This window comes from Chitinophaga flava (genome assembly GCF_003308995.1).
GTDB classification, from domain to species: Bacteria; Bacteroidota; Bacteroidia; order Chitinophagales; family Chitinophagaceae; genus Chitinophaga; species Chitinophaga flava.
This window is the reverse complement of the sequence record NZ_QFFJ01000001.1, coordinates 3127781-3150390: the sequence shown is the minus strand read 5'-3', so window position 1 is coordinate 3150390 and position 22610 is coordinate 3127781. Positions and strand designations below refer to the sequence as shown.

The 22610-nt window shown below is 44.8% G+C and carries 17 protein-coding genes and 1 tRNA gene; 15 read left to right on the top strand and 3 right to left on the bottom strand.

Features of this window, described 5'->3' with window-relative positions; translation table 11 throughout:
- Positions 1 to 26 precede the first annotated feature (26 nt).
- From kdpB to DF182_RS12540, 5 genes are all read left to right on the top strand, one after another.
- Positions 27 to 2078 (top strand): potassium-transporting ATPase subunit KdpB, encoded by a 2052-nt coding sequence (gene kdpB, locus DF182_RS12560; protein ID WP_113616871.1) that lies wholly within the window; start codon positions 27 to 29, stop codon positions 2076 to 2078.
- Positions 2079 to 2103: 25 nt separating this feature from the next.
- Complete coding sequence (locus tag DF182_RS12555) at positions 2104 to 2667, top strand: K(+)-transporting ATPase subunit C (RefSeq protein WP_113615951.1); 564 nt, start codon at positions 2104 to 2106, stop codon at positions 2665 to 2667.
- Between the two features lie 61 nt (positions 2668 to 2728).
- A complete protein-coding gene (locus DF182_RS12550; RefSeq protein WP_113615950.1) occupies positions 2729 to 3811 on the top strand; it encodes a porin in 1083 nt (360 codons plus the stop codon).
- Positions 3812 to 3817: 6 nt separating this feature from the next.
- The gene (locus DF182_RS12545) at positions 3818 to 4942 is read left to right on the top strand and encodes a sensor protein KdpD (RefSeq protein ID WP_113615949.1); all 1125 of its coding nucleotides are present in this window, start codon (positions 3818 to 3820) and stop codon (positions 4940 to 4942) included.
- Positions 4939 to 6648, top strand: coding sequence for a sensor histidine kinase (locus tag DF182_RS12540; protein ID WP_113615948.1), 1710 nt, complete (start codon positions 4939 to 4941; stop codon positions 6646 to 6648). The genes DF182_RS12545 and DF182_RS12540 overlap by 4 nt, the downstream gene beginning before the upstream one ends.
- Here the strand turns inward: DF182_RS12540 and DF182_RS12535 are convergent.
- The gene (locus DF182_RS12535; protein WP_113615947.1) at positions 6626 to 9655 is read right to left on the bottom strand and encodes a response regulator; all 3030 of its coding nucleotides are present in this window, start codon (positions 9653 to 9655) and stop codon (positions 6626 to 6628) included. The two genes, DF182_RS12540 and DF182_RS12535, sit on opposite strands and share 23 nt — an antisense overlap.
- A 275-nt stretch (positions 9656 to 9930) precedes the next feature.
- On the opposite strand from DF182_RS12535, the gene DF182_RS12530 reads away from it, so the two are divergent.
- Positions 9931 to 10635 carry a porin family protein gene (locus tag DF182_RS12530; protein WP_113615946.1) on the top strand — a complete coding sequence of 235 codons (705 nt, stop codon included), beginning with the start codon at positions 9931 to 9933 and terminating at the stop codon, positions 10633 to 10635.
- Positions 10636 to 10708: 73 nt separating this feature from the next.
- On the opposite strand, the gene DF182_RS12525 is transcribed toward DF182_RS12530, so the two are convergent.
- Positions 10709 to 11488: an enoyl-CoA hydratase-related protein gene (locus DF182_RS12525; RefSeq protein WP_113615945.1), complete on the bottom strand. Its 780-nt coding sequence runs from the start codon at positions 11486 to 11488 to the stop codon at positions 10709 to 10711.
- Between the two features lie 57 nt (positions 11489 to 11545).
- The gene (locus DF182_RS12520; protein ID WP_113615944.1) at positions 11546 to 13570 is read right to left on the bottom strand and encodes a S9 family peptidase; all 2025 of its coding nucleotides are present in this window, start codon (positions 13568 to 13570) and stop codon (positions 11546 to 11548) included.
- A gap of 263 nt (positions 13571 to 13833) precedes the next feature.
- Between DF182_RS12520 and hflX the strand changes: the two genes are divergently transcribed.
- From hflX to DF182_RS12475, 9 genes are all read left to right on the top strand, one after another.
- Complete coding sequence (gene hflX / locus DF182_RS12515; RefSeq protein WP_113615943.1) at positions 13834 to 15024, top strand: GTPase HflX; 1191 nt, start codon at positions 13834 to 13836, stop codon at positions 15022 to 15024.
- Positions 15024 to 15365, top strand: a complete 342-nt coding sequence (locus DF182_RS12510; RefSeq protein ID WP_113615942.1) for a Rieske (2Fe-2S) protein — start codon at positions 15024 to 15026, stop codon at positions 15363 to 15365. The genes hflX and DF182_RS12510 overlap by 1 nt, the downstream gene beginning before the upstream one ends.
- A 95-nt stretch (positions 15366 to 15460) precedes the next feature.
- Entirely contained in the window at positions 15461 to 17119 is a 1659-nt protein-coding gene (locus DF182_RS12505; protein WP_245957426.1) for an ArnT family glycosyltransferase, read from the top strand.
- A 129-nt stretch (positions 17120 to 17248) separates the two neighbouring features.
- Positions 17249 to 17322 (top strand) — tRNA-Asn (locus tag DF182_RS12500).
- A gap of 153 nt (positions 17323 to 17475) precedes the next feature.
- Positions 17476 to 18729, top strand: coding sequence for a tyrosine-type recombinase/integrase (locus DF182_RS12495; protein WP_113615941.1), 1254 nt, complete (start codon positions 17476 to 17478; stop codon positions 18727 to 18729).
- 219 nt (positions 18730 to 18948) lie between these two features.
- Complete coding sequence (locus tag DF182_RS12490) at positions 18949 to 19701, top strand: hypothetical protein (RefSeq protein WP_113615940.1); 753 nt, start codon at positions 18949 to 18951, stop codon at positions 19699 to 19701.
- Positions 19702 to 19903: 202 nt separating this feature from the next.
- On the top strand, positions 19904 to 20266 hold the full coding sequence (locus DF182_RS12485) for a hypothetical protein (RefSeq protein ID WP_113615939.1): 363 nt from the start codon (positions 19904 to 19906) through the stop codon (positions 20264 to 20266).
- A gap of 85 nt (positions 20267 to 20351) precedes the next feature.
- A complete protein-coding gene (locus DF182_RS12480) occupies positions 20352 to 21335 on the top strand; it encodes an AAA family ATPase (protein WP_113615938.1) in 984 nt (327 codons plus the stop codon).
- Positions 21336 to 21734: 399 nt separating this feature from the next.
- Positions 21735 to 22607 (top strand): AbiJ-NTD4 domain-containing protein, encoded by an 873-nt coding sequence (locus tag DF182_RS12475; RefSeq protein WP_113615937.1) that lies wholly within the window; start codon positions 21735 to 21737, stop codon positions 22605 to 22607.
- Positions 22608 to 22610: the final 3 nt, after the last annotated feature.

Sequence of the window (22610 nt, the reverse complement as noted above, 5' to 3'; positions counted from 1 at the left end):
AGGATAAACCTATAATGACTATTAACATGAAGAAGAAAGATAATACACTGTTTCCAAGGGAGCAGGTGATGCAAAGCCTGAAACAGTCCTTCGTGAAACTGAATCCGAAACTGATGATCAAAAACCCGGTCATGTTTACCGTAGAGGTAGGCACTGCGGTGATGCTGATCGTAGCACTGTATGCGCTCTTTACCAAAAACACTGACCAGGGTAGTGCAGCTTATAACATTACCATTTTTATAGTCCTCTTTCTCACCCTGCTGTTTGCCAACTTCGCAGAAGCCATTGCAGAAGCACGCGGTAAAGCTCAGGCTGAAAGCCTGCGTCGTACCAGGGAAGAAACACCTGCCAAAAAAATAGAACTGGTAGGAGAAATATTTACCAACGAAGTCAAAGTTGTTTCCTCATCTTCCCTGCGTAAGGGTGATATCTTCGTCTGCGATCCAGGCGATATCATCCCGGCAGATGGAGAAATTATACAAGGCCTGGCCAGCATCGACGAATCGGCCATCACCGGTGAATCTGCGCCGGTGATCCGTGAAGCAGGTGGTGATAAGTCCAGCGTGGTAGGCGGTACCAAAGTACTGTCTGATCATATCAAAGTAAAGGTGACCACTGAACCAGGTGAGTCTTTCCTTGATAAAATGATTGCCCTCGTAGAAGGTGCCAGCCGTCAGAAAACACCGAATGAAATTGCGCTGACCATTCTGCTGGCCAGTTTCACCCTGGTGTTCATCATTGTGTGTGTGACATTAAAACCGTTTGCCGATTACGCACAGACACCGATCACGATCGCTGCTTTTATTTCCCTGTTTGTATGTTTGATACCTACCACCATCGGTGGGCTGTTGTCTGCCATCGGTATCGCCGGAATGGACCGTGCACTGCGTGCCAACGTGATCACCAAATCAGGGAAGGCCGTGGAAACAGCCGGTGACATCGATGTGTTGCTGCTGGACAAAACCGGTACCATCACCATCGGTAACCGTAAGGCCACCAATTTTTATCCTACCAACGGTAATGCGCCGGAAGATTTTATCAGACTCTGTGCCCTCAGCTCTCTGTCTGACGAAACGCCGGAAGGTAAGTCCATCGTGGAACTGGCCGGTAAAGATATCGTCAGCAAGCTGACTGTATCCGGTGCCAGCCTGGTGAAATTCACTGCCGAAACACGTAGTAGCGGTATCGATCTGCCTGATGGCAACCGTATCCGTAAAGGTGCTTATGATGCCATCAAAAGGCTCACAGAAAGAGAAGGCTTCCAGTTCCCGACTGATACACTTACCCGTGTGGAAGCTATCTCCAGAGACGGAGGCACGCCGCTGGTGGTAGCACTCAACAGCAAAGTGCAGGGCGTTATTGAACTGCAGGATATCATCAAACCCGGTATCAGCGAACGTTTTGAGCGTCTGCGTAAAATGGGTGTGAAAACTGTGATGGTAACCGGAGATAATCCACTTACTGCCAAATATATCGCCACCAAAGCCGGTGTAGATGACTTCATCGCTGAAGCCAAGCCGGAAGATAAGATGACCTATATCCGTAAAGAACAACAGGAAGGTCGGCTGGTAGCGATGATGGGCGACGGTACCAACGATGCTCCGGCACTGGCCCAGGCTGATGTAGGCGTAGCGATGAACAGCGGTACCCAGGCAGCAAAAGAAGCCGGTAACATGGTGGACCTTGACAACGATCCTACCAAACTGATTGAAATCGTGGAAATCGGTAAACAACTGCTGATGACAAGAGGTACGTTGACTACCTTCTCCATCGCCAACGATGTGGCCAAATATTTTGCAATTGTGCCTGCGCTCTTTGTGGCTTCTATTCCTGCCCTGCAAGGCATCAATGTGATGAAGTTGCATAGCCCTGAAACGGCTATCCTGAGTGCGGTGATCTTCAATGCGATCATTATCCCTATGCTTATTCCGCTGGCATTGCGTGGTGTGGCCTACAAGCCGATAGGCGCCAGCGCGCTGCTGCGCAGGAACCTGTTGATATACGGTGTTGGTGGCGTAGTAGCCCCCTTCATCGGTATCAAACTGATCGACATGCTGATAACGCTCTTTATCCGGTAGTATAAAAGATTAAAAATTCAAGAAGATGAAAAAGTATCTCTGGCCCTCTATAAAACTGACCGTTCTCCTGCTGGTATTATTGGCAGGTATTTATCCCCTGTTTCTGGCCGGGGTTGCCAGACTGGCCCCCGGAAAGGGCGGCGGGGTAACGGTAACGCATAATGGAAGAGTTGTAGGGTATGAAAATATAGGACAGAAATTCACACAGGATAAATACTTCTGGTCCCGCCCCAGTACAGTAGATTACAATGCTGCCGGTTCCGGTGGTTCCAACAAAGCTGCCGGCAATCCGGAGTATCTGAAAACTGTACAGGAAAGAATAGATAGCTTCCTGGTGCATAACCCGAATGTGAAAAAAGAAGATATCCCGGCAGAACTGGTGACTGCTTCTGCCAGTGGTCTTGACCCGCACCTCTCTCCTGCTGCGGCATACATACAGATTTCCCGTGTAGCCAAAGCCAGAGGCATTGCTCCGGAGAAGCTGAAACAGCTGGTAGACGACAATACCAAAGGCCCGTTGTTCGGCCTGCTCGGCCCTTCTGTAGTGAACGTGTTGAAGCTGAACATCGCACTGGATGAATTAAAATAAAACCCACCGATTTCCGGTGAAGGCTCATTCACCGGAAATTCCATTTAACCTATATTTTTTTATGAAGAAGATTCTATTGCTGGCAGCCGGCCTGGCTGCTGCCATTACCCTCTTTGCCCAAACCGAACCAACAGCAGAGAAAGAAAAAGGTAAACTGACATTTTCCGGCTACGCCGAAGCTTATTACAGTTATGATATGCATCAGCCATCCAATCATACCAAACCTGGTTTCCTGTATAACTTCAACAGGCACAATGAGCTGAACCTCAATCTGGCCATGCTCAAAGCCAGTTATAATGCAGACAGGGTACACGGAAATATCGCCCTGATGACCGGTACTTATGCCCAGTACAATCTGGCAGCAGAACCCAGCATCTGGCAATATGTATATGAAGCCAATGTTGGCGTAAGAGTAGGTAAAAATGTCTGGATAGATGCCGGTATTATGCCCGCCCATATTGGTTTTGAAAGTGCTATCGGAAAAGACTGCCCTACCCTTACCCGCAGTCTGTTAGCAGAAAATTCTCCTTATTTTGAAACGGGTGCAAAAGTTACCTGGACTCCGAATGAGAAATGGTCATTTGCTGCCCTGTATCTTAATGGATGGCAACGGATCAAACGGGTGGATGGTAATCAGACACCTAATTTTGGTACTCAGATCTCCTTTAAACCAACTGACAAAATATTGCTGAACTGGAGCACTTATGTAGGCAATGATTTACCCGATACCGTACGCCGTATGCGCTATTTTAACAACCTTTATGGTACCTTTGGTATAACGGATAAATTCAGCGTGATAGCCGGTGTAGATTATGGTCTGCAACAGAAGGAAAAAGGCAGCAGCGAACTGTCAAAATGGTATACCCCGATCGTTATTGCGCGTTATGCATTTACCGATAAATTCGCTGTGGCCGGAAGAGTAGAACATTTTAACGATAAAGACGGTGTAGTGATTTCCACTGGTACATCGCAAGGATTCCAAACAACAGGTTATTCACTGAATCTGGATTTTTCACCGGTCAACAATGTGATGTTTCGTGTAGAAGGAAGGATGTTTGACGGAAAGGATAAACCATTCATCAAGAGCACAGAACTCAAAAATACCAATACAGCCCTGACAGCGTCGCTGGCAGTCTGGTTCTAACAGATCATGACAGAAAAAGAACATACCGTACAACATTACCTTAACCTGGCCAATCGCAGTGGCAGGGGCAAGTTTAAAATCTATATCGGCATGAGTGCCGGCGTAGGAAAGACTTATCGTATGCTGCAGGAAGCGCATGCTATGTTAAGGAACGGCATTAATGTCCAGATAGGGTACGTAGAAACGCATGGCCGTGTGGAAACGCAGGCCCTCGTAGAAGGCCTGCCTGCAATTCCCCGCAGGCAGGTTTTCTATAAAGGGAAAATGCTGGATGAAATGGATGTCAGCACCATCCTGCTGCTGGCGCCGGAATGGGTAGTGGTAGATGAGCTGGCACATACCAATATTCCCGGCTCTAAAAATGAAAAACGCTGGCAGGACGTACTGGACCTGCTCAACGCCGGTATCAATGTTATCTCTGCCATCAATATCCAGCATATAGAAAGCATCAACCAGGAGGTTAAATACATTACCGGTGTAGAGGTGCAGGAAAGGGTGCCCGATAGTATGCTGCAGATTGCAGATGAAGTAGTGAATATAGACCTCACCGCCGACGAGCTGATCACCCGTCTCAAAGAAGGTAAGATATACGATCAGTCCAAGGTGGATACTGCTTTACGGAACTTCTTCCAGGCCGATAAGATACTGCAGTTGCGGGAGCTGGCACTGAAGGAAGTAGCCACTCAGGTGGAACGTAAAGTGGAAACGGAAGTGCCCAGAAGCCAGCAGATGCGTCATGAGAACTTCATGGCCTGTATCTCCACCAATGATGAAGTAGCCCGCAAAGTGATCCGTAAAACCGCAAGGCTGGCAGCTTATTACCATGCCGACTGGTATGTATTGTATGTGCAAACGCCCCGTGAAAGCGTGGATAAAATACCGCTGGCCGCACAGCGCCACCTGATCAATAATCTTAAACTGGCTACAGAATTAGGCGCGGAAGTTGTGCAAGAACATCATGCCAGCATTTCAGAGGCAATTATCAACGTAGCCCTGGAAAAGCAGATCACTACTGTTTGTATAGGCAAGCCGCATATCAGTTTATTCCGTATCATCTTACGGACCAACCTGTTTAACCAGCTGCTGAAAACCCTTTCTTCCAATGATATAGATCTTATTATCCTGTCATGAGTACACTGAGGTTAAAAACGAAGATTACTTTGGGGGTGCTGTTCCTCTACATTATGCTGCTGATAGTGAGTGTACTGGGATACTACTACCTGAACCGGCTGACAGAAAAAGCCAAAATCATCCTGAAAGATAACTACGAGTCGCTGGAGTACTCTAAAAATATGCTGGTGGCCCTGGAAGAGCTTCCAGTCAACAGGGAACATGCCCTAAAGCAGTTTGCTACCAACCTCAAACAGCAGCAGACGAATGTGACAGAACGGGGAGAACGCGCCGCTACCGCTGGGGTAGAGCAGGTATTCAATAAACTGCGGCAGGACTCTGTGGCCAATCCGGCTGATGTTGCTGCGCTTAAAAAGAGCATTTATACCATCATGGACCTCAATATGAACGCTATTGTAGGGAAAAATGAACTGGTAAAAAGAACGGCAGACCATGCGCTGCTCTACATCGCCATTATCAGTGGTGTTTGTTTTCTGCTGGGTTTCACTTTTGTATATAATTTCCCCGGTTATATTGCCAATCCTATCCATACACTGACGGAAGCTATCAAAGGCATTGCTGACAAACAATACAGCAAACGGTTGTATTTCAAATCCGGGGACGAGTTTGGAGAGCTGGCCACTGCCTTTAATACGATGGCCCAGCGGCTGGATGAATATGAACACAGTAACCTGGCCCGTATCACCTTCGAGAAACAACGCGCGGAAGCGGTGATCAGCAGCTTTAAAGATGCTACTATCGGCTTTGATACTAAAAACACTATTCTGTTTGCCAACGTACAGGCCCTGCAGCTGCTCAGTATTCCTGAGAAGGAGCTGGTAGGCCGTTCTGCCGATGAAATCGCCAAACGGAATGATCTGTTGCGCTTCCTGATCAACCCACAGGAAAATGTACCCCTCAAAATAGTAGTGGAAGGAAAGGAATGTTTCTTTACCCAGGAAATAGCAGATATCCGGCATGAAGAAAAGCGTATAGGCTATGTCGTTATCCTTAAAAATATTACCGCCTTTAAAGAACAGGATCTGGCCAAAACACATTTTATCGCTACCATTTCACATGAACTGAAAACACCACTGGCTTCTTCTGATTTCAGCATCAAGCTGCTGGAAGATGAGCGTACCGGCTCACTCAAGCCGGAACAGCGGGAGCTGCTCGAAAGTATGAAACAGGACAACCAGCGGATGATCAAGATTGTCAGCGAGCTGCTGGACCTGTCGCAGGTAGAAAGTGGCAATATCCAGCTGCAACCGCAGCCGGTTACTGCGTTTAATATCGTTCAGTATGCGCTGGACACTGTACAGAAACAGGCCGCGCAGCGGGAAATCACGATCCGCCAACATGTACCGGAGGCTTTGCCCCGGGTAATGGCGGATGTGGAAAAGACAGCCTGGGTGCTGGTCAACCTGTTAACCAACGCCATCCGTTATTCCACCCTGAAATCCGCCATAGACCTGACCGTAGAGAATACCGGTACCAATATGCTTTCTTTTTCTGTGCGTGATTATGGCAAGGGGATTCCCCTGGCTTTCCGCGATAGAATATTTGAACGTTTCTTCCAGGTGCCTGGTATCAAAGGACATAAAGGTAACGGCCTGGGATTAGCTATCTCCAAGGAGTTTATAGAAGCGCAGGGCGGCGTAATCGGTGTTTCCAGCGAAGAAGGCAAAGGCAGTTTGTTTTACTTTACATTGCCGGTGGCGCAGTAAAGGTTGCGATATGCGCTTCGATATCGGGTTTGTAGCGGTTGAATAACTCCTCCATTCTGGCGGCTTTCCGGGATAACTCCTCATAGTTGGGGTCGAATACTACGCTCCTGTTGATTTCATGAGCCAGCTGTACGGCTTCGTACATACAAACATAACCCAGATTACCTTTCAGCTGATGGGAGATACTGCCAACTTCTGTCCAGTTTCCTTCTTCGATATGTTGCCGAAGCCGGGTAATATAATCCGGCATATACAAAACCAGGTCTTCCAGGATCATCTTGACTTCATCTTTCTGCATCATGAGGTATATGTCATCAAAGCTGATGGGAGGTCTTTCATTTTGGGTAGGCTGCTGTTGTGCGGGCGATGTTGTTCCGGAGGCAACAGGCGAAGAATCCGGCTGCTGCGCCGGTGAAGGCGTTGGTTCGGGGCTGGGCATAGGATTAGTATTGGCGTCGTTGCTGGCGGAAGCTTGTATTTTACGGAAAAGTTCTTCCTTCTGAAACGGTTTGGAGACATAGTCGTTCATGCCGGCCTGCAGGCAGCGTTCCTTTTCTCCGTCCAGGGCGGAGGCGGTAACGGCAATGATACTGGTGTTTATACCGTTGTTACGGATGGCGCGGGTGGTTTCATAACCATCCATACCGGGCATTTGAAGATCCATAATAATGCAGTTGTAGGATTTAACAGTTAATATTTCAAGGGCGGCCATGCCACTGTCTACTACGTCAACGCTGGCACATCCGCCTTTTTTCAGGGTATAGTAGGCCACTTGCTGATTGATCCTGTTGTCTTCTACTACCAGGATGGTTTTACCCAGCAGGGGCTGTTGCGGGGTTCCTTCGGCCGGTGCGGCAGACCGCTGCCGGGGAAACGGATCTTTCGTGAAGGGTAATTCAAAATAAAATACGGACCCTTTGCCGGGAGTACTATCTACTTTCAGCATACCGTTCTGGAGGTCTATCAGGTGCTGGCAGATGGTGAGTCCCAGCCCGGTGCCACCAAAGTGCCGGCTATTGCCTTTATGGCTCTGGGAGAAGCTTTCAAAGATCACTTCTGTTTTGTCGGAGGGAATGCCGATACCACTGTCTTCTACCTTAAAACCAATCCGTATACCGGAATGGTCTTTATCAGCAGATACCAGTGTAACCGTCACTGTTACATGCCCTTCACTAGTAAATTTGATGGCATTCTCGATCAGGTTGGTCAGCACCTGGTTGAGCCGTACTTCATCACCTAAGAGATTGGCCGGAATATTTTCGTGTATCCGTGCTGAGAAGTTAAGTCCTTTTTCCCGTGCCAGCAGCTGGAGTGGGAAAAAGGCACTATTAATGGCTTCATGGAGGTTGAACGGCTCGATAACGAGTTCGAGTTTGCCGGCTTTTATTTTGGAGAAATCGAGTATTTCATTGATGATGACCAGCAGGGTGCTGGCTGATCGTTGAATGGCGGTCACATATTCCTGTTGTACAACAGAAAGGGTGTGCTCCTGCAGCAATAACTGTGTCATGCCTACGATACCGTTCATGGGCGTACGAATTTCGTGGCTCATATTGGCCAGGAAGGTTTCCTGGCTTTTCTGGGCCTCTTCTGCCTTTTTCCGGGCTTCTTTTTCCTGTTGGAGATAAAGGGTTTTTTCTGTGAGGTCTTGTCCTAAACAACAGATACCGATCATTTCATGGTTGGTATTACGCAAAGGGAATACGGTTAACAGGAAATGATAGGTTTTATTGTTTACTGTCAGGGTTTCTTCCATTTTCTCCCGGATGCCGGTGATCATTACCTGCCGGCAGATTCCGGTATAACGGCTTACCCAGGGATAGTGCAGATCTGCATCCGTTTTGCCCACGATATCTTCCTGGCGTACCTGCATCACTTCCATGAACCGGTTGTTGACCAGGAGGTAGTTGCCGGACATGTCTTTTACAAACATCATGGAGGGCATATAGTCGAGGATAGCCTCCAGTCTGCGCTGCAGGTACTGGATACTTTCGTTTTTCCGGTATTCCTGATCGATATCCTTGACGATGCACTCGAATTCTTTTTTACCATCATCACCTGTGATGATGGAAGTGAGTTGTTCTACCCATTTTTTCTTGCCGGCGCGGGTGAGGATTTCCAGCTGTAGCGACGAGTATTCGTCTCCGTTGGACAGCTGGTGTTTATAGAAGCGCTGCATGCGCTTAAACTCATCATCTTCCAGCAACAGAGAGCAGTGTTTGCCGGTAAGGGTGGTATTGGAGTATCCGGTAATTTCTTCCGAGCGGGGGCTTACATAGGTGAAGTAGCCATCCAGTGAGCATTTGAAGATCATGGGTTCAGCTTCCTCTGCCAGTCGTCTGAAGCTTTGTTCGCTTTTCAGCAGCTGGTTGCTCCAGGTCCTTATTCTTATCAGGAGTTTAAAGATATAACGGGATTCACCTACCAGTAGGGTAAGAGTGAGGGTGCTGAGGATGATGGTGAACCAGAAGGAGTAAGTAGTATAGGAAGAATCTTTATCGATTCTTTGTACTAGTTCCTGTTGTTCGGTGCGGATATAGCTGGTGATGATCTCCTGGAGGCTGCGGCCTTGCTGGCGGAAATCGGGGCTGAGTACCATCTGCCTGGCCTCTTCCGGATTTTCGTTTGCGGTGGAGATAATATGATGTTTGGTATGGCGTCGCTGAATCAGCTGTTGTTGTATAGCCTGCAGGCGTTGTTGTTGTGCCGGTGTGTTATGCGGGTTGCCGGTGAGGCGGAGGAGCATACCGAGGATGCTGTCCTGCAGCTGTTGTTCCATCAGGTTCGTATGTCCGTTACTGAGAAGGTAGTCTTTGATGCCGGCAGTGCTTTTGTAGTCCAGGGTGCCGATAGTTCTGGCCTGGTTGGTGGTGGTTTGGCTGCTGCGTATCCAGCTGGCGGCGGCATTGGTTCTTTTTTGCACCATACCGGCATAGAAAATGAAACCGCTGAGTGCCATCAGCACGGCTATCACGAGGGTAATGACGGTAAGTGCGATTTTTCTCATGGAACTTTTTGTTTCACAGACCCGTTATCTGTTTTGGCAGGGGTGATATCCTTATTAAAGGATTCTTTCGGAAATTTAGGATAAATTACCACATTATTGTCGTTCATCTTGTTCATTGACTGGAGGGGAAAGAAGGAAAGAATATGATAGTCTATATGACTTTTTATGTAACTTTCGCCGCGAAAAGGTTATGTTTTGTAATTTTTTAACCAATTCTTTTACAATCATTCCAATATATTTGCCTAATATTCTTTTTCCTAAGTATTAAATATTTTATGAAAAAAATAATTTTTACCCTTGGCCTGATAGCTGTTGCTGTAGGTGTATTTGCACAGGAAGGCGGTTCTCCCATGAACAAGGCGGTTAACAGGGCTACCCATTCCAGGGATTTTCTGATGATTCAGTTATCCTATGATGGTTGGGCAGGCGCGCCTGATAGTATCAAGACGGGTTTTAACAGGGGCTTTAATATTGCGCTGATGTATGATTTTCCGTTCAGTACAAAATCTCCGTTGAGCCTTGCTGCTGGTTTGGGTATCAGCACCAGCGGTGTGTATCTGAAAGACCATACTTTAGATATTGCTGGAAAAGTGAATCCTAATACACCTACTTTCCCGGCTAACAGCACTTATAAAAAATTCAAGGTAGCTACCACTTACCTGGAGTTGCCTATCGAGCTGCGTTACCGCAGTGTACCGGATAACGCCAACAAAGGATTTAAAGCTGCTTTGGGTATCAAGGTAGGTACATTGGTGAACGCACATACGAAAGGTAGAAACACCGCACCTAACGGTTCCAAAAACTGGGATAAAGACCTGAACAAAGGTTTCTTTAATCCCTGGCGTTTTTCAGCTACTGCCCGCGTAGGTTATGGTAACTTTGCCATATTCGGCTCCTATGCGCTGAACACTATGCTGAAAGATAATAGTGATCTGAGCATCAGACCTTACCAGATCGGTATCTGCCTGAGCGGACTGTAATAAGTCCCCGGTTCAAAATATAACGGCCATGGTTGTATCAACCATGGCCGTTTTTTTATGGGTATTACGGAGATCAGTTTCCGTTAAACACTGGTTTTCTTTTTTCGATGAAAGCGTTGAGGCCTTCCCGGTAGTCGTTGGAGTTACCTGCTATTTCCTGACAAAAGGCCTCATAGTCGAGGGTAGCGTCCAGGTTTTCCGTCGCCCCCTTGGTCAGCATTTTTTTCATCAGGGCGATAGCTTTGGTGGGAGCGGCAGCATAATAGGCGGCTTCGGCTTCTACGGCTGCATCGAGGGCATCGGGCGCCACTACTTTATTGATCAGTCCCATTTGCAGCGCTTCTGCGGCAGATACTTTAGATGCTTTGGTGGCCAGTTCAAAAGCCCGGTGATAGCCCACCGTGCGGGGCAGGAAATAAGAAGAGCCTGAGTCGAGCACCAGAGCGATGTTCACAAAGATCTCTATCATGGTGGCCGCTTCGCTGGCGATGATCATATCACAGGCCAGTGCGAGGGAGCAGCCGGCGCCTGCAGCCACACCATTGAGCCTGCATATAACAGGCTTGGGCATATTACGGATAGCCCGGATGATGGGGTTGTAGCGTTTGTGGAGGGACTCACTGAAATTACGTTTGCCGGATTCGGTCGAGGCTTTCAGGTCCTGGCCACTGCAGAAGGCTTTTCCGGCGCCGGTGAGTACCACTACTCTTACGGCCGGATCTTTTTCTGCCTGTTTGAGGGCATCCTGCAGTTCGTAACTCAGTTCATCATTAAATGCGTTGTAGACTTCCGGCCGGTTGAGAGTGATGGTGGCTACGCCATTGGCCGTTTCCAATAGTAAGGAGTTGAACATACACGTGGTTTTAAGATCCGGCATTGCAGTGGTGTGTCTGCAATGCCGGTGAGTTTATTAAAGTGTTTCTTTAAGCCAGGAGAAAAACTCTCTCTGCCATACGATGGCATTTTGTGGTTTCAGCACCCAGTGGTTTTCTTCAGGGAAATACAGCAGTTTGCTCTTGATACCTTTCAGCTGTGCAAGCTGGAAAGCCTGGAGGCCCTGCTCTATCGGTACGCGGAAGTCTATACCACCCTGAACGATCAGGATAGGGGTATTCCACTTATTGGCGTATTCGCTTGGATTAAAATGCGTGTAGGTTTTGGCGTTAGCCGGGTCCCAGTAAGCACCGAGGTCCCAGTTGGCAAACCACAGTTCTTCGGTGGTGCCATACCAGCTTTTCAGGTCAAACAGGCCATCATGCGCAATAAAGGTTTTGAAGCGGTTTTCGTGTACGCCGGCCAGCATGTAAACGGAGTATCCGCCATAGCTGGCACCTACAGCACCCAGACGGCTTTTATCTACATAACTTTCCTTGCTCACATCATCGATAGCACTCAGGTAGTCGCGGATAGGTTGTCCGCCCCAGTCTTTACTGATAGAAGCATTCCATTCTACGCCATGACCAGGCATGCCTCTTCTGTTAGGCGCTACCACGATATAACCCTGGGAAGCCATCAGCTGGAAATTCCAGCGGTAGGAATAAAACTGAGAGAGGGCTGACTGCGGGCCACCCTGGCAGTAGAGCAGCGTCGGGTATTTTTTAGCCGGATCGAAGTCAGGAGGGAAAACCACCCAGGTAAGCATCTCTTTACCATCAGTGGTTTTTACCCAGCGTTTTTCCACTTTGCACATACCTATTCTGTCATAGGTGGCTTTGTTGACATCTGTGAGTTGACGGAGCGTGCCTTTCTGCAGGTCTACGGCATACAGTTCAGCAGCGTGGTTCATATCTGTGCGGGAAACCACCAGGGTATTACCGCTCTGGGCCAGGATATCGTGAATGTCAAAGTCGCCATTGGTGATTTGACGTATATGCTTTTCAGTTGTTTGTCCCGGATCTTTCTGCAGGGTTATTTCCAGCAGTTGCTCAGTGCCTTTCAGGACGGCCAGGAAAAAGATTTTTTTGCTGTCGGTGCTGAAGCGTACGGCGGAGGCGGTGCCATCCCAGCTTTTGGTGAGGTTGGTTTTTACGCCGGTAGCGCGGTCCAGGATGATCACATCGTTTTTATCCGCTTCGAAGCCGTCGTGGGCCATGCTCAGCCAGGTGATATATTTACCATCGGCGCTGAAGGAAGGAGCCATATCATAGCCCATCATGCCTTCGGAGAGGTTGCGGGTGGTTTTGGCAGCGATGTTATACTCGTAGATATCAGTATTGGTGCTGATGGCGTACGCTTTACCGAATTTTTTCTTGCAAACGTACAGAATGCTTTTCCCATCAGGGCTCCAGATGAAATCTTCCGGGCCGCCGGAAGGAACCTGTGGACAGTCGTATGGTTCATCTGCCATAATATCCACCGGTGTACCTATTTCTCCATTGTTATAGGTGGCATAAAAAACATGGGAGAAGTTACCGTCTTCCCAGGTATCCCAGTGGCGGTAATTGAGGTTATCATATATCTGTACGTTGGATTTTGGCAGATCAGGATAAAAGTCCTTGCCGGCCACTTTTTTAACTTTCACCTCTCTGGAAAACAGGATATGTTTACCATCGGGGGATATTCTGATGTTCTGCATCTCTTCGCCGGTTGTTTTCTGAACGGCGTTGGAGCCATCGGCGCTCATCTCCCACCATTGGCCTTTCCTGGAAAAACCAATCTTGTTGCCGGGAAGAACGGCTACATCATTTTCGGCGCCTGCAGTGTTGGTGAGTTGTTGAGGGGCACCACCTGCGAGCGGGATAGAATAGAGATTTTTTTCACTTTTGTTGTCAGCTAGGTTTACCTGAGATACACCATAGATAATGGTTTTACCGTCGGTGCTCACGGCTTCTCCACTCACTCTGCCGAGCTTCCATAGTAGTTCGGGAGTCATCTTGTCCTGGGCTGTCGCCATAGTCGAAATAAATAGTCCTGTCAGTAAAAATGGTTTATACATGATCTGCAAGGTTGTTTTGGATCGCGTAAATGTAACACTGATTCCTGTGATTTCGGTTGATTTTTCCTGATGAAAGGAGAGCGCAGCGGAGATCCGTGAGGGTTACTTTGGAAGATGCAGGATGAGGTGGGAATACGGGATCGTATTTGACTGATGGAAAGAGGTTACTATGCCTGTGTCTTCTCCCATCAGAAAAATCAGCAGAAATCACAAGAATCAGTGTGGGCAAAAACGAGTATTTTTGCAGCAAATTTTGAAACACTTTGATCGAGAAAAAACAAGCGGTCCAAAAAGAAGAAAAGGCGGTTATCGTAGGTGTCATCACGAAAGACCAGACGGAACGGCAGGTACAGGAGTTCCTGGACGAGCTGGTATTTCTGGCTGAGACAGCAGGAGCCACCACTTTAAAACGCTTCACCCAAAAACTGGCCCATCCGGACAGGGCAACCTTTGTGGGTAAAGGAAAACTGGAAGAAATACATCAATATATCGCCGGTCGTGATGTGTCACTGGTCATCTTCGATGATGAGCTGACAGGTTCTCAGATCGCCAATATAGAAAAGGTCCTGAAGGTGAAAGTTATCGACCGTAGTGACCTTATCCTGGATATCTTTGCCCGCAGGGCACGTACAGCCCAGGCGAAAGTACAGGTAGAGCTGGCTCAGTACCAGTATATCCTGCCACGTCTGCGTGGTATGTGGAGTCACCTGGAACGTCAGGGCGGTGGTATCGGTAGCAGAGGTCCCGGTGAAACGGAGATCGAGACAGACCGTCGTATCGTAAAAGACAAGATCTCGCTGTTACGTAAAAGACTGGCTGAGATAGACAAACAGTCCCTTACCCAGCGCAAGGAACGGGGTGAATTCATCCGTGTGGCCCTGGTAGGTTATACCAACGTAGGCAAGAGCACTATCATGAATATGCTCAGCAAAAGTGAGGTATTCGCCGAAAACAAACTGTTTGCCACCCTCGACACTACCACCCGTAAGGTGGTGTTTGAGCAAACACCTTTCCTGCTCAGCGATACGGTAGGGTTTATCCGTAAACTGCCCCACCATCTGGTAGAAAGCTTCAAATCCACCCTGGACGAAGTACGCGAAAGCGATATCCTGCTGCATGTGGTAGACATCTCCCATCCTCAGTATGAAGAACAGATAGAGGTGGTAAACCGTACCCTGCAAGAGCTGAAAGCCTTCGAAAAGCCCACTATCATGGTCTTCAACAAAATGGACCTTTACGAGGCCAATACCTTCGATAAATGGCTGGAAGAAGATATCAAAAAGGATATCCTCGACTCCCTGAAACAAAACTGGGACGTGAAAACGAATGGTAACACGGTGTTTATTGCAGCACTGGAAAGACGTAATGTGGAAGAGCTGCGTAAAACCATCATGGATAAAGTAAGCCAGCTTTACAAAGAGCGTTATCCCTATAAAACAGAATTTTTCTACTAATGACCAAAACGTACTCCTGGTATAAACTGGACGAAGGATACCTGCCTGTTGCCGACAATTCTATCAGTGTTCAGGTCGTAAACGGAAAAAAGATCTGCTGTGCCCTTCATCAGGGCCAGTTGTACGCGTTTGCTTATAAATGTCCGCATGCCGGCGGTATCATGGCCGATGGGTTCATTGATGCGGCCGGCAATGTGGTATGCCCGCTGCACCGTTATAAGTTCAGTATGAAAAACGGTTATAACTGCAGCGGAGAAGGTTATTACCTCAAAACCTACCCTATTGAGCAACGGGAAGATGGCGCTTATGTGGGTATGGAGAAGAGCGGGTGGCTCTGGTAACTGTGATGGATGTAATGTTTGCTGAATCGTGTGATTTTTTTGTTAAATAGCCGGAGGTTGGTTTAATCCTCAGGGGATGACAGTAACTTAAGCTCATGTTACCGAAACCTGCAACCGTTCGCCCATTTGCCTTCACTGAGCAGCAGATCTGGCTGTTTATTATTTTCCTTTTAGTCTTACTGCAGTTCAGTGCACTCCAGGTGCCTATCCTGGAGCCCGATGGCGCCCTCTATGCGGGCATCGCCAAAACCATGGTGCTGAAACATGATTATTTGAACCTCTATGCCGATGGCCATGAATGGCTGGATAAGCCCCATTTCCCTTTCTGGATGGCGGCTATCAGCTTTCAGCTGTTCGGTTTTCATACCTGGTCTTATAAGCTGCCTGCGATACTTTTCCTGTTGATGGGCGCCTGGTATACCTACCGTTTTGCAAAAGTCCTCTATGGCGATAATACCGCCCGCTGGGCCGTATGTATACTGCTCACGGCAGAACATGTGGTCATCTCCAATAATGATGTAAGGGCTGAACCCTACCTTACCGGCCTTATCATCGCTGCTGTATATCATTTTTACAAGAGTATTGGCCGGTCCTGGTCTTATCACCTGGTGCTAGGGGCCTTGTTTACAGCATGTGCCATCATGACCAAAGGGATCTTTGCCCTGGTGCCCGTAGGGGCTGCTGTAGGCGGGCATCTGCTATTTACCCGACAGTGGAAAACCATCTTCAGCTGGCAGTGGGTAGTGGCATTTGTACTGATCGCGGTCTTCATCACTCCGGAGTTATATGCGCTCTATCGTCAGTTTGATCTGCATCCGGAGAAAGTAGTGTTTGGTAAAACAGGAGTATCAGGGTTGCGGTTTTTCTTCTGGGACAGCCAGTTTGGGCGTTTTATGAACACTGGTCCTATCAAAGGTGCCGGCGATCCCTTCTTTTTCTTTCATACGCTGTTATGGGCTTTCCTGCCCTGGCCGGTGATGTTATATGCCGCCATCATCATCTTCTTCCGTAAATGGAAACAACAACAGGAATTCTATTGCATCTGCGGCGCGCTGGCGACATTCGCATTGTTCTCCTTGTCGAAGTTCCAGTTGCCGCATTATCTCAATATCATCTTCCCTTTTTTCTCTATCCTTACTGCACAGTACATCCTATCCTTACACACCGACAAAGGACTACGTTTTTTCCGTAGCACACAATATACAGTCATCATCCTGCTGGCTGTCGCCGGTGTACTGATAGATCTGCTCTATAAGCCTGCTATGGGTTACGCCTGGTTGATACCTGCCGCCGCCCTGATCGTGTTGTATATGCTGCTGCACTACTGGCTCGACAAAAGTACCAAGGAAGCCGTGTTTTACCGTACCATTGCAATGAGCATACTTCTGAACCTGTATGTGAATACAATCCTCTATCCTGATATGATGCAGTACCAGAGTGGTAGCGAAGCCGCCAGTTATGCTAATGCCACCCTTCCGGGTACACCCGTCACCCTCTATCAAAACAACTCCTACTCTTTTGAATATTATCTCAATGCTCCGGTAACCCGAACGGATACTGCAGCAACAGGTGTTGTTCTTACCACGCGGGAAAACCTTCCCAGCCTAAAGGAACAAGGTTACGACTATACCCTGATCCACTCTTTTCCTAATTTTTACATCAGTAAACTGGACCTGCCTTTTGTTAGAAAAGCAACACGTGCCAGCGCTCTCGGAGAAAGAATGCTGATCAGGGTAAAAAAAGTGTCGCCTTGAAACCCTTACTGGTGGCCTATTTCTCATAAATCTCAAAATTTTTTTTAAAAAAGTTGGAATAAGATTTTGCAGGAATGAGAATTTACCTATCTTTGCAATCCCAAATCGCACAAACGATACGGGAAACACTCCTCCTTAGCTCAGTTGGTTAGAGCATCTGACTGTTAATCAGAGGGTCGCTGGTTCAAGTCCAGCAGGGGGAGCAGAGAAAAGGTCTACATTTAGTAGGCCTTTTTTTATGCTCAGATATCTACTGTGCAGGCTTTTTGCATGATTTAGCTTTCTCAACATTTATACCCTACCAATTATAAGATGATACCTGATAGGTGCCCTGAAATTCAATTTTGGGTCACAAAATGGGTCACATTCAAAAAGCTCCTAAAGGAGAAATTGCCATTGAAAATAACAAAGGCAGAATAAGATTAAGGTGGAGATATAATGGAAAGAGATACCCATTAAGTCTACCTTATGCCTATTCTCCTGAGAATATGCACTATGCTACAATTAAAGTAGCAGAAATAGAGCTGGATATGATGAAGGGCTGTTTTGATACTTCTTTAGAAAAGTACAAGCCTCAGAAACCTAAGCCAGTAGCCTTATTGCCAGAAAAAAAGACACTCCCCCCTAACCCTGTAGTAACCTCCCTACATGAACTGTCTGATAAATTTAAAGACTGGACAAAGAATATCAGGAATATCAATATTGACCATTCTGTTGACTATTATGGCCTTTACAGGGTGCTGGTAAGGTGGGTAAATATTCCATTGGGAGAAATAGCAGGCACTATGAATGTGGAGAATTGGTCTGTTTCCACTTATAACAGGAGGCTAAATATGCTTTCTGCATTTCTTTCATGGTTGAAGGATTCTGGAATAATTACCAGCAACCCTCTTTTGCATGTTAGTAGCAGAAGGACTAAAGGGCAGGATAAACAGCAGAAAAAAAATGAAAGGAGAATCCCGTTACAGGAGAGGGAAATATTTGATTTTCTGGAAGCCATGAGACTGGATACCTATTGTCATAAATGTTCTCCTGTTAAACATTCCTTTTATTACACCTTCTTGAAATTCATTTTTCTCACTGGGGTAAGAAATGCTGAGGCAGTAGGATTAAGAGTAAGACACATCAACTTTGACCTCAATACTGTTGAAATATCAGAAGCCTTTGCCAGAACCAATAAAGGCACACACCATGCAGCAAGGATAAGCAAGGACACTAAAGCAGGAAATGTTAGGTATCTGCCAATGACTGATGAATTGAAAGAACTGCTATTAAAGCAGGTACATAGCAAAAATCCTGATGATTTTGTATTCCCTTCTCCCAAAGGGCTATCCATTGATGACAGAATGTTGCAGAGAAGGGTTATTAAGCCTGTGTTGGTACAATTGAAATTTGGGAATAGGGATTTGTATGTAGCAAGGCATTGTTTTGGAACCAGAGCAGTGCAGCAAGGAATGGCATTGACAGATGTGGCTTATTTGATGGGGCATACCACCATTAAAACAGCGATCAATAATTATGTTGATGTAAGTAGACCTGCTGTAGCATTGCCTAAAACTGCCTTAAAATCTTCTGATAATTTAAAAAAGGTGGCAAATGGAGATGTTTAGTATTATTCTGAGTGTTCCACTGCTACTGCTTATCTGTTGGGGATTAGGTGCATTAATTGGCTGTTTTCTTATTGGATCAGAACAGCATCCTTTAATACAGATTATAATAGGTTTTATCGTCTTGATAATTATAGGATTAATTGGCAAAATATAGTTGCAAATCAAACATTTATGTATATTGGGTGCAGGCATAACTAACCCTGCACCTATTTTTTATTTATGGAAAAGCACCCATTGCAATATTTCAAGGATTTGATTACCAGAAACAGGATTGGGAATGAAAGAATAAATTTTATTAACAGCCAGGATTATGGTACTGTCATAAACAGGGATTATAAGAATGGGTTCATTCAATATGCTGTCATGGATTCCTTGAATGAGGATTCAGCTGCTGAATTAATAACCGTAACATTTATTGAACATCTGGAAAGTAAGATTAATAGCGAGATGTTCAATGTACTGGATCATATTGATAATAGCTTACTTTCCATAGATGATGAAAAAAAACAGGGCGTATATCTGAAAACCATATACAAAACCTTAAACTCATTAATCCTATATGCAGAGCAGCTGGAAGATTTAAATCAGTACATTTTTATTGCTTATACCTTAAAGGATTTAAAGGCTGAATTAATTGATAAGTATGGTATTGATGATGATGCTATTGCTCAGAAGAAAATAAACCTCCCCACTTCAGCCCAAACATCACACAAATTACAATGGATGGGGAAATCCAAAGTCCTGATAACCTTATTTTACGATCTGTATTCCAATGTTGAAAATGGTGGGGAACCATTGATAAGAGCCACTAAGGAACAGGTTAAAAACTTCCTTCTGAACAATTTTATTGAAAGTGATGGCCAGCCACTTAGCCCATCCTCAGTTGACACAATACTTACCCCAAGCAAAGAGAGCAAAAGAGCCTTAAAAGGTGATAGAATTGATACCTCAAAGCTGAAGGAGAAAAAATAAAACCCTTTACCATATTTCATTTTACTAATTGATTAGTCCTGACAGTACTTGTTCAGGACTAAAGGACTTTGTGCTATTTGACACCTTTGTATCGAACAAAACAATAAGATATGATACAAAGGGAAATAAGATCACCGCCACAAAAAATCAGTACAAATCCTTTTACGCATAAATCAATTTTAAATACTAAAACATCCAAAAAATGAACACTATAAATAATACCATCGCCATAGCTGCTAATACTATTGAAGAAAAATTTTCTGAATCAGACATGATTGTAACTGATTATAATACAGGTAATATAGAGATACAGGAAGCTGGTGATTTCACTTTTTTAGTTGATGAGCCAAAGGCTAACTGCGTTGTATTAATTCCAGAAGAGTACCTATTACATAGCCTAAAAACTATAGTTTCCAATGGAGCAGCGAATGAAATATACTTTGATTCAGAAAAAGAAATAGCAAGGGAGTACTCTTTTGGTAAAATTATATATCACCAAGTTTATATAGGTAAGGCTGCAAAAGCTCATAGAGAATTGAGCCTCTTCTTACAGGAGAGATTTTAAAACCAATCCAGTAAAAAAAACAATCAGTCCTAAGCCCTTTAATAGTATGGGCTTAGGGCTTCCTGAAAATTAAAATATCGACAAAATGATTGCAATAGAAAATAAATCAGTAGCAGTAAAAAAAAGTAGTAACCCTCCTGAGATGGGTATCAGCTACAAAGGAGCTTACACTGCCAGACAGCTATATAATATGAAAATACAAGAGGTGCCATTCTTATTGGAAGGTTTAATTCCCACAACAGGACTAACCTGTTTAACAGGTGCTAGCGATTGTAACAAAAGTACTTTATTAAGACAGCTAGCAATAGATATAGCTTCACGAAAGGAATCTTTTTTGGGATTTAAACTAACATCTATATATGGTAAGTGTATCTACATATCCACAGAAGATGACTATCAAGCTATATCAGCATTACTTAATAAACAATACCCAAGTACAGCGCCAGATGAAGTATTAGACAATATTTACTTCATCTTCAAAACTGATGGACATTTGAAGGAATTGGATAAGGTATTAACCAAAACAAAAACAGATTTGGTAATACTCGATAATTGGGCAGATGTGTTTGGAGGAGATATTAACCAAACAAACAAAGTCAGAGCCAATTTTGAGCAATACAGTTGGCTATCCCAAAAGCATAATTGTGCCTTTATGTTTGTCCATCATCAGGGCAAGAGATCAGAAGAGAAAAACCCCTCGAAAAATAATCTTCTTGGTTCACAAGGTATAGAAGCTAAAATGAGGACTGTTATTGAACTTAGAAGGGAAGCAGGTAACAAAAGACTAATGACGATTACCAAAGGTAATTATACGAAAGACAGCATGAAGGCGAAATCCTTTAGGCTCGAACTCAACGAAAATAATATGCTTTTTACACTAAGTACAGATGCTGTATTAGCTACTTCATTGGGCTTTGATAATATTAAAACAGGCAAAGAAGATATAATGAAGGTAGCCTCAAAATTGAGAAAGGAAGGGGTTTCATACGAAAAAGTACATGGCAAACTTAAAGAACAGTTTGGCGAGGTTATTCCAGGGCTTACAACCTTGAAGAATTGGCTAAAATAGTAGTCAGCCAGTCGTTTCCTTAGTAAATAATGGACTGACTGAAAATATTAAGAGAGGTAGTGTTTATATGCTACCTCTCTTTACTAACATTTATATCCTGATAGTCAATTCAGGCAGTCAAAAAATGTATAGGGAAATGACTGCCTGACCAAAATCAGACCAGTTCCTCCCTATTTTATGTTTAAACCTTAACTAACATTTATACCTTGTTAGGATTATAGACAGGCCATAGGTAGGGTTAATATTAGCACTAAGGATTCATAGATGTTGGTGAAAGTTTTACCTGAATTACAGTGCCTCATAAAAAACTTTGTTCTTTCTCTTTATTAGGTGGAATAATGACACTAGTTTAGACACCTAATTCAGAATTTCCTATATTTGGTATACAACCAATGATTTATGAAATTTAGTGAGAGGATAGGAATAACTCAGTCCCAAAAAGAACTTCAACTTACCACGCTAGATGATGATTTAAAAAATGGTCTTTGGAATATATACAATGTATGTATATATAACCTTATATCAGGAAGTAATCATGGATCAAATAGTTTATCTGGAATAGGAGAACTATTTGCCAATCATCTGTGGCATAATTTTTTTAAATTAACGATTGACTCTGCTCCTAGTGATTATTATAAACTTTATTATTCTTTGAAAAAGAGATTTTATGAAGGTGAGTGGTATGAAACATTTGATCTCATTCAAGAATCATATTCATACTTAGTTGGAATTAACTTTTTCAAAGTTCCTCAAAATGTAGAAAATTCATTCAATGAGATTTTGGAAAGGGAATTCTCTGGATATAGATTTATTCAAGGCATCATTGCACCCATCACTAACAAACATGAGATTAGCGAGTTAAATAATGCCATAGAAAATACTGAAATCTTTTCTACCCTAAATGGATGCAATATTCATTTAAGATCTGCATTGGAGAAATTATCAGACAAAATAACCCCAGACTATAGAAATTCAATAAAAGAATCCATTTCAGCTGTTGAATCTATATGTAAAGTAATTTCAACAAGACCCAAAGACACTCTCAATAGCGCAATTGATCGAATTAAAGGGAAAATTAAAATTCATGCTCAATTAGAACAAGGATTCAAAAATATTTATAACTATACTAGTGATGAAGGTGGTGTAAGACATGGCATGATGGATACACCCAGCTGTGACTTTGAAGATGCAAAGTTTATGCTTATATCATGCAGTGCATTTATTAATTACCTTATTGTGAAAGCAAACAAAGCAGGAATTAACTTTCAATAGTAA

What these genes read in the sequence shown, in the direction of transcription:
- kdpB (WP_113616871.1), top strand. Translation starts at nt 27, where the DNA reads ATGAAGAAGAAAGATAATACACTGTTTCCAAGGGAGCAGGTGATGCAA.
- DF182_RS12555 (WP_113615951.1), top strand. Translation starts at nt 2,104, where the DNA reads ATGAAAAAGTATCTCTGGCCCTCTATAAAACTGACCGTTCTCCTGCTG.
- DF182_RS12550 (WP_113615950.1), top strand. Translation starts at nt 2,729, where the DNA reads ATGAAGAAGATTCTATTGCTGGCAGCCGGCCTGGCTGCTGCCATTACC.
- DF182_RS12545 (WP_113615949.1), top strand. Translation starts at nt 3,818, where the DNA reads ATGACAGAAAAAGAACATACCGTACAACATTACCTTAACCTGGCCAAT.
- DF182_RS12540 (WP_113615948.1), top strand. Translation starts at nt 4,939, where the DNA reads ATGAGTACACTGAGGTTAAAAACGAAGATTACTTTGGGGGTGCTGTTC.
- DF182_RS12535 (WP_113615947.1), bottom strand. Translation starts at nt 9,655, where the DNA reads ATGAGAAAAATCGCACTTACCGTCATTACCCTCGTGATAGCCGTGCTG.
- DF182_RS12530 (WP_113615946.1), top strand. Translation starts at nt 9,931, where the DNA reads ATGAAAAAAATAATTTTTACCCTTGGCCTGATAGCTGTTGCTGTAGGT.
- DF182_RS12525 (WP_113615945.1), bottom strand. Translation starts at nt 11,488, where the DNA reads ATGTTCAACTCCTTACTATTGGAAACGGCCAATGGCGTAGCCACCATC.
- DF182_RS12520 (WP_113615944.1), bottom strand. Translation starts at nt 13,570, where the DNA reads ATGTATAAACCATTTTTACTGACAGGACTATTTATTTCGACTATGGCG.
- DF182_RS12510 (WP_113615942.1), top strand. Translation starts at nt 15,024, where the DNA reads ATGACCAAAACGTACTCCTGGTATAAACTGGACGAAGGATACCTGCCT.
- DF182_RS12505 (WP_245957426.1), top strand. Translation starts at nt 15,461, where the DNA reads ATGTTACCGAAACCTGCAACCGTTCGCCCATTTGCCTTCACTGAGCAG.
- DF182_RS12495 (WP_113615941.1), top strand. Translation starts at nt 17,476, where the DNA reads ATGGGTCACATTCAAAAAGCTCCTAAAGGAGAAATTGCCATTGAAAAT.
- DF182_RS12490 (WP_113615940.1), top strand. Translation starts at nt 18,949, where the DNA reads ATGGAAAAGCACCCATTGCAATATTTCAAGGATTTGATTACCAGAAAC.
- DF182_RS12485 (WP_113615939.1), top strand. Translation starts at nt 19,904, where the DNA reads ATGAACACTATAAATAATACCATCGCCATAGCTGCTAATACTATTGAA.
- DF182_RS12480 (WP_113615938.1), top strand. Translation starts at nt 20,352, where the DNA reads ATGATTGCAATAGAAAATAAATCAGTAGCAGTAAAAAAAAGTAGTAAC.
- DF182_RS12475 (WP_113615937.1), top strand. Translation starts at nt 21,735, where the DNA reads ATGAAATTTAGTGAGAGGATAGGAATAACTCAGTCCCAAAAAGAACTT.